6 protein-coding genes are annotated in these 7,374 nt (G+C 59.2%); all 6 read right to left on the reverse strand.

Annotated features, from left to right (window positions below; translation table 11 throughout):
* Positions 1-254, reverse strand: a 254-nt coding sequence (locus tag NW820_RS07705) for a sulfurtransferase TusA family protein (RefSeq protein WP_414407150.1), incomplete at its 3' end; no start/stop codon positions are given.
* The gene (dnaJ, locus tag NW820_RS07710) at positions 251-1,435 is read right to left on the reverse strand and encodes a molecular chaperone DnaJ (protein WP_414329167.1); all 1,185 of its coding nucleotides are present in this window, start codon (positions 1,433-1,435) and stop codon (positions 251-253) included. The genes NW820_RS07705 and dnaJ, both read right to left, overlap by 4 nt.
* Before the next feature lie 130 nt (positions 1,436-1,565).
* The gene (gene dnaK, locus NW820_RS07715; RefSeq protein ID WP_414329166.1) at positions 1,566-3,374 is read right to left on the reverse strand and encodes a molecular chaperone DnaK; all 1,809 of its coding nucleotides are present in this window, start codon (positions 3,372-3,374) and stop codon (positions 1,566-1,568) included.
* A 179-nt stretch (positions 3,375-3,553) separates the two neighbouring features.
* The gene (grpE, locus tag NW820_RS07720; RefSeq protein ID WP_414407151.1) at positions 3,554-4,291 is read right to left on the reverse strand and encodes a nucleotide exchange factor GrpE; all 738 of its coding nucleotides are present in this window, start codon (positions 4,289-4,291) and stop codon (positions 3,554-3,556) included.
* A 156-nt stretch (positions 4,292-4,447) separates the two neighbouring features.
* On the reverse strand, positions 4,448-6,109 hold the full coding sequence (locus NW820_RS07725; RefSeq protein ID WP_414344009.1) for a bifunctional metallophosphatase/5'-nucleotidase: 1,662 nt from the start codon (positions 6,107-6,109) through the stop codon (positions 4,448-4,450).
* 40 nt (positions 6,110-6,149) lie between these two features.
* A complete protein-coding gene (locus tag NW820_RS07730) occupies positions 6,150-7,370 on the reverse strand; it encodes a DUF445 domain-containing protein (RefSeq protein ID WP_011434466.1) in 1,221 nt (406 codons plus the stop codon).
* Positions 7,371-7,374: the final 4 nt, after the last annotated feature.

Below are 7,374 nucleotides of genomic sequence, written 5' to 3' on the forward strand. Positions count from 1 at the left end.
GTGCCGCGACGCACCCAGAGAATGTAATGGCCTTCGGGGGAAGCTGCCTGTCCCTCAATCCGATGCCCGGCCATGGCTAGACTGTTGGGCACCTGCTCCAGAGGTTCTCCCGCATCCAGCCACAGCTCCAGCAGTTCTCCAGGAGCCATGCGCTCCAGGCGCAGCTTCGCCCGCACGTAGTTAAGTGGGCAAGGGATCCCGCGCTGGTCAAGGATAAACTTGACCTCTTCCGACGAAACAGCCTCTGCAGTCATTCTTCCTCACGCTCCCGGTTGCCAGGCATCTGGGCCAGCCCCCGCAACAACCCGCCCAAGAAACCATCCCGCTTGTTGATGCGTTCTCCGTGCAGCTCAGCCAGGCGCATGAGCAATTCCCGCTCTTCTGAGCTGATGCGGGTGGGGATCTCCACCACCAAGGTGATTTGGTGGTCGCCCCGAGACATCGGGTTGCCAATGCGAGGTACCCCCTTGCCCTCCAGGGTCAGCACTGTACCCGGCTGGGATCCGGCTGGGATGGTCAGCTCCACCTCCTCCTCCAGGCCGGCTTTCGAGTCCACGGTGGGCACAGAGACCTTGGCCCCCAAGATGGCCTGCAAATAGCTCACCCGCACCTCCGAGAGAATGGTCAGGCCATCTCGCTGGAAGTCGGGATCCGGTTCCACAAACAGGTAGACGTAGAGATCCCCGGGCGGGCCACCGCGCCGACCGGCATCGCCTTCCCCAGAAACCCGCAAACGGGTGCCACTATCCACGCCGGCTGGGATGTTGATGCGCAGTTTCTTCGTGGTTTGGGCCAAGCCCTCGCCATTGCAGTTGTAGCAGGGCTCTTCCAACACCTGACCGCTGCCACCACAGGTGGGACAAACCGAGACCTGAGTGAAGTTGCCGAACGGCGTGCGGGTTGCCCGTCGCACCTGACCACCGCCCCCGCAGGTGGGGCAAGTTTTCACCTCCGTACCGGGCTTAGCCCCGCTGCCTCCACAGACGTTGCAGACTTCCAAGTGGCTGATGCGAATCTGCTTTTCGCCGCCGAAGATGGCTTCCAGAAACTCCAGTTTTAGGTCAAAGCGCAGATCATCGCCCCGTACCGGCCCCTGGCGACTGCGGGCATAGCTGGCTCCTGCCCCTGCAAAGTTGGTGAAAAAGCTCTCGAAAATGTCGGCAAAGCCACCCATCCCCGCAAAATCCTGGAATCCACTTGCTGCCGCAGCAGCTCCACTCAAACCCGCTTCTCCAAAGCGATCGTAGCGGGCTTTCAGCTCATTATCAGAGAGCACCTCATAGGCACGGTTGATCTCTTTGAAGCGCTCCTCGGCGCCTGGCTCCTTGTTGACATCCGGGTGGTACTTACGAGCCAACCGTCGATAGGCGCGCTTGATCTCCTCTTTGGAGCTATCGCGGCTAACCCCCAAGATTTCATAGTAGTCGCGAGCCATAGAAGCGCTTCAGAAGAGGTTAAAGATCAAAACATCAGACACACTTGAGATGCAACTTGTCAGGCAGCACAACCGAAGCAGACCTACAAGGCACCGGAGCTGGGGGAGAGCAAGCAGTTGCCTAGAATCCTCAGCGAGCTCCATAGATCTCGCTACCCATCTCCAGCAGGACAGCCCGCAGTTCTTCCATTGCGTTCCGTAAAGTTGCTAAGTCTACGTTATCATTTGCCAGCAATGCCCTCAATGTGCCCGCCACTTGAGCCCCCCGCTGGATTCGAGCTTCGCTGAGACGATTGCCATGCTCCTGCAGGGTTTTGTCGTAGTTGTAGAGCAGGCTGTCCGACTGGTTGCGGGCTTCCACCAACTGCCGCCGGCGCTGATCTTCTTCGGCATAGGCCTCCGCTTCCCGACGCATTCGCTCGATCTCGCTGCTGCTCAAGCCACCGTTGTTGGTGATCTTGACGCTCTGCTCGATTCCTGTCCCCTTTTCCCGAGCCGAGACTTTCAAGATCCCGTTGGCATCGATGTCAAAAGAAACCTCGATCTGGGGCACCCCACGGGGAGCCGGCGGGATCCCGGTCAGCTGAAAGCGGCCCAAGGTTTTGTTGTCTTTGGCCATGGCCCGCTCTCCCTGCAGGACGTGAATCTCCACCACACTCTGGCCATCGGTGGCAGTGGAGAAAATCTGGGTTTTACTGGTGGGAATGGTGGTGTTGCGCTCGATGATGCGGGTGAAGACTCCCCCCAGCGTTTCCACCCCAATCGAGAGAGGGATCACGTCCAGCAGCAGTAGATCTTTCACTTCTCCACCCACCACGCCTGCCTGGATGGCAGCGCCAAGGGCCACCGCCTCGTCCGGGTTGACGGAGCGATCTGGGTTTTTTTTGAAGATTTGCCGAATTTTCTCCTGGACAGCGGGAATACGAGTAGAGCCGCCCACCAGCAGCACGCGGTCGATGTCTGCAGGGGAGAGGCCAGCATCCCGCAGCGCCTGTTCTGTAGGCTCCACGGTGGCCTCCACCAGATCCCGCACCAACTCCTCAAACTTGCCGCGGGTCAGCTCCACTTCCAGGTGCTTGGGCCCCGAATCGTCGGCGGTGATAAAAGGCAGGTTAATGAGTGTAACCTGGGTGCTGGACAGCTCAATTTTGGCCTTCTCAGCAGCCTCCCGCATCCGCTGCAGGGCCATGCGATCCCGCGAGAGGTCGATCCCTTCCGTCTCCAAAAACTGACGGATGAGCCAATCGACAATTCTTTGGTCGAAATCATCCCCCCCCAGGTGGTTGTTGCCGGCAGTCGCTTGCACCTCAAACACGCCGCTGCCCAGTTGCAGCACCGAGACATCGAAGGTGCCGCCACCCAAATCGAAAACCAGAATGCGTAGGTCTTGATCTTGTTTGTCTAGGCCATAGGCCAGGGCGGCTGCTGTCGGCTCGTTGATGATGCGCAGCACCTCCAGGCCGGCAATGGTGCCCGCATCTTTGGTGGCCTGCCGCTGGGCATCGGTAAAATAGGCGGGAACGGTGATCACGGCTTGGGTCACCGGCTCCCCCAGATAGGCCTCCGCATCGGCCTTCAGCTTTTGCAGGATCATGGCGGAGATCTCCTGCGGAGTGTAGGCGCGATCTTGCACCGCCACTTCCACCATGTTGTCTCGACCGGGGATGACTTTGTAGGGAACCCGCCTCCGCTCATCTTCGGTCTCGGCAAAGGTGCGGCCAATGAAGCGTTTGATGCTGAAGATGGTGTTTTCGGCATTGGTAACCGCCTGGCGCTTGGCCAGTTGGCCCACCAAGCGGGTGTTGTTCTTGGCGAAGCCGACAATGCTGGGGGTGGTGCGCCCTCCCTCGGCGTTGGTGATCACAACGGGCTGACCACCTTCCAAAACCGCCACGCAACTGTTGGTGGTTCCCAGGTCAATCCCGATGACTTTACCCATAGCCCCCTCTTCCCGTGCGCCAAGTCTCAACTCAAGAACGCAATTCCACGGATCTTAAAAGCATTCTGCCCAGAATCCCGCAGAAACCTTCAGACGTTGCTTTCGTCTCCGTAGCTTTACTGTAGCGTTTCTGAGACTGCTCTGGCTCTGTTTGTCAAGGTTCAAGTGAGCAAGTTTGGCTAGGAAGGTTGGGGGTTTTGGGGAGAGGCGGGCGTGTTTTCCGGACCAGCTTCGATGGTGGCTTGGGCTGGGGGGGATGGTTCAGAGCTGGGGCTGCCCGCCGAGACGGCCACCATGGCATGACGGATCACCAAGTCCCCCAACTTGTAACCCGGCTGATATTCGATGGCTACCACATCCTCGGGATAGTCTGGGCTGGGCTGACGGGCTATGGCTTCGTGCAGGTTGGGGTCGAAGGGCTGGCCCACCGATTTCATGCGGGAGACGCCCATCTTCTTCAGGCATTCCACCAGCAGGCGGTAGACGCTCTGGTAGCTGTTGTGCAACTCCCGCTCGCGGTCGGTTTCCAGCTTCAGCTGCTGCTGAGCCCGCTCAAAGCTGTCCACAACAGGCAAGATCTCCAGCACAAATTTCTGCCGTTCTTTTTGGCTGAACTCTTCTTTTTCCCGCTGGGTACGCCGCCGGTAGTTTTCAAAATCGGCGTAGAGGCGCAGGTAGGCGTCTTCTTTCTCTTTGAGTTGCTGGCGGACAACTTCCAACTCGTGCTGGAGCTGCTTGAGAGCTTCACCGGGATCTGGAGAAGGCTCAGCTGCGGTTTCTCCGGAGGAGGTACCGGCTTCTGCTTCGCTATCTTCCAAAATCAGCTTCTCCAGCTCTGCCTCTACGTCGATCTCTTCTTCCTGTAGTTCAGGATAGGTATCTTCTGGGGCCATCGGTTGCTTCTCTTCGGCAGTCATGGGCGATGTCGGCAAGTGTTAGCAATGAGCAGTGACTCGGATATCCCCAGTTTGGCAGTTTCAAAACCGCCGCTGCACTCAGCCAAACCAGGCTCTGTGTTGATCGTATTCTACCGGGTTCTCTTTCAGCCAGTTGAAGTCAATATCTTTTCTTTCCTAGCCGACCAGCAGATGTTCCCGTGGCCGGCCCAGGCAATCGGGGAAGTAGATCTTGGCCAAGTCGGGGATTAGGCGCCAGTTGGGGCTGTAGATGGGTTGAATGGGGGAGTGGGTGTGAATATAGTAGACCAGAAAGTCGCGGATGCTATCGGCTGAGATCCACAGGGTTTGGGCTTCTTGGAACATGCTGTAACCGCCGCCGCCGCCGGCTCGGTAGTGGTTAATGGCCAGGCGAAAGGTCTGTGCTGGTTCCACCGGCTGTCCGCGGAATTGTAAGGTCACCAGGCGCTTTCCTACGGGGCGGGTGAGATCGAAGCAGTAGTCGATGCCGTGGTAGAGGTCGAAGGTGTAGCCGCGGGCTTCGGGGGCCACGACGGCAGCAGGATCGGCGGGAAGGTGATTGGGATCCAACTGGCGAAAATAGCCGGCAGTCTGTTCCAGGGCGCGCCGCAGAATATCTCCGGTGATCTCCAAAACGCAGAGGGTGTTGTCGTAGACGGTGAGGCTGTAGGCATCTTGCAGGGAGATGGGGCCTGCTGACAGGCCGGCGCTGCTGCAGATGTTGACCAGGGAGAGCTCTGCGGGGAATCCTGCCTCCCGCACTGCTTGCAATTGGGCCTGATGGAGCAGCTCTGCCAGAGGGTTGGCCCCCAGACGGGCTGCCAGACCGCCGCTATAGGCAGAACGGGCTTGGCCAATGGGCTGACGGATGTAGCGCAGGGTGGCTTGATGATAGGGCTCTGTCAAGGCCAAGAGTTCGGGATCGGGAGGGATCCCTTCGGCGGAGAGGAGCTGTGCGCTTTTGCTGATGATTTGCCAGCGGCTGCCCTGGCGCTCCAGCTCCAGGGATACCTGGGAGAGGTGGCTGCCCCAATAGCCGGGCTGCACCACTAGAGCTGGGGATCCCCCCAGACCGGCGATGGTCTGGTGGGTATGGCCGGAGAGGATGACGTCAATGCCGTCCAGTTCGGCCAGGGCCAACAGTTCGTTTTCCCCTGCCAGGCTTTTGTTGCTGCACCAGCCGGAGCGATCTGGGTTGTGCCAATGCTCAGGGGTGCGCAGGGGGGGCAATTGGTTGGGGCCGCTGTGCAGGATCAAGATCAAAACATCCACCTGAGGTCGCAGCAGCGATAGGTAGTGTCGGGCGGTCTCCAACAAGGGGGCAAAGCGCAGCCCCGCAATGTAGTCGGGTCGCTCCCAGGTGTCGATGCGGGGGGTGGTCAGCCCTAGCAAGCCAACGCGAACCCCGGCCAATTCCCGGATCAGGTAGGGCTGGAAGAGGGGATCCCCATTCTGGCGGAGGATGTTGGCGCAGAGCACCGGACAGCGGAGATCGCCGATAAAATCCTGGAGAACTTGCAGCCCAAAGTTAAAGTCGTGGTTGCCAGGGGTAAAGGCGTCGTAGCCTAGGGCGTTGAGGGCATGGGCCAAGGGGTGGGGAGAGACGCGCTCCACCTGCGCATAGTAGGTGCCCAAGGGGGATCCCTGAATGGTGTCGCCGCTGTCGATGAGCAGGACGGGATCCTCACTGGCTGCTCGCACGCGCTTGATGAGGGTGGCCAGCTTGGCTAAACCGTGCTCCGCAGGGATCCCGGTGAAGTAGTTCCAGGGATGTAGATTGGCATGGAGATCCGAAGTGTGGAGAATTGTTAATCGCATTCTCATATCATAGCCAAAGTCAAAGCCCAACCCAAACTCGTCAGCCCAGCAAGAACAGCACCTGCACACAGCCCACCAAAAAGCCGAGGAGGCCGCCTAAGTTGACGATGGCCTGGAGTTCTTGGCGCACAATCTGCTGGATGGCCTGCTCCAGGTCGGCAGGGGAGGTGGCGTTGACTTTATCGGCAATGACCTGATCCAGGTTCAACACCGGGATCACCTGCATCATCAGGGATTCGAGATCCCGTTCTAGGTAGCGCTCCAAGACCAAAGCCAGGTCGGCGCTGATCTGATCGATGGAGGTGATCAACGCCTTGGAGTTGCGCAGGCGTCCCAACACCAGGCTGGCCACTTTTTCCCAATCGATGGTCTCCCCCAGCCCTTTGATAACCTCTGGCCCTTGGCTGCGCAGGTAATCTTGGATCCCGTCGCGGAGGGCACGGCGCAACTGACGCACGGCGGAAACCGGCAGGTTTTGCAGCGAGAGGTTCTGCAGGATCTCGGTCAGGCGGCGGGAGGCGTTGATGTCTTTGAGCAGATCTTCCAAGATGGCTTCTGCCCCTTCCGGCTCTTCTAGACAATAGGTGCGCAGGCGCAACAGGGCATTTTTCAGGCCGAACAAGTTGGCCACCACCCAGTAGGAGCCGGTCGCTCGTTCACGAAACTCCTCGTCAAGGGATTCGATGTTGCGATCGGTGAGAAAGTCCACCAAGTTCTGCCGCAACACCTTTGGGGGCAGCGCCTGCTTCAGGATCCACTCCGAGAGCTGCTTAGCCTGCTCGCTGCTGAGGCGCAGCTCCAGCAACACTTGGTCGAACAGTTGGTTAATCGGCCCTTCCAAAAAGGTTTCTTGGCGGGCAAGCACCTTCACCAGGCGGGGCAACGACTCGTTAAACAGGTCGGCTAAAATGCGCGCCAACACCTGAGCAGTTTGCTGCTGTTGCTCAGGGTTTTGCAGCCGATCCAGGGCTACCCCCAGCAGCCAGCGGATCCCTGCTTGCATGCGCTCGGTTTGCAGCAGCTTGCGGGCCAGATTGTGCAGTTCCTCCGGCGTGAGCAGGGATCCCATGATGGTCTTGGCGATCTGCTTGGCCAGACGGGGTTGGTTCTGCGGGATCAAACCGGGGGTGAAGGGGATGCGCCAGCCGAAAACCCGATAGGGGCGGTAGGGCCGGAACAGCATTTTGATGGCAATGTCGTTGGTGAAATAGCCGATCACCAGCCCGGCCAGCGGGGGCACAACGTAGATCCAGAAGGCCATGGAA

It is taken from the genome of Synechococcus sp. R55.7, from assembly GCF_047461955.1.
GTDB lineage: Bacteria > Cyanobacteriota > Cyanobacteriia > Thermostichales > Thermostichaceae > Thermostichus.

Coding starts and splice junctions, on each gene's coding strand:
- dnaK (WP_414329166.1), bottom strand. CDS start 3,374: ATGGGTAAAGTCATCGGGATTGACCTGGGAACCACCAACAGTTGCGTG.
- grpE (WP_414407151.1), bottom strand. CDS start 4,291: ATGACTGCCGAAGAGAAGCAACCGATGGCCCCAGAAGATACCTATCCT.
- NW820_RS07725 (WP_414344009.1), bottom strand. CDS start 6,109: ATGCGATTAACAATTCTCCACACTTCGGATCTCCATGCCAATCTACAT.
- dnaJ (WP_414329167.1), bottom strand. CDS start 1,435: ATGGCTCGCGACTACTATGAAATCTTGGGGGTTAGCCGCGATAGCTCC.
- NW820_RS07730 (WP_011434466.1), bottom strand. CDS start 7,370: ATGGCCTTCTGGATCTACGTTGTGCCCCCGCTGGCCGGGCTGGTGATC.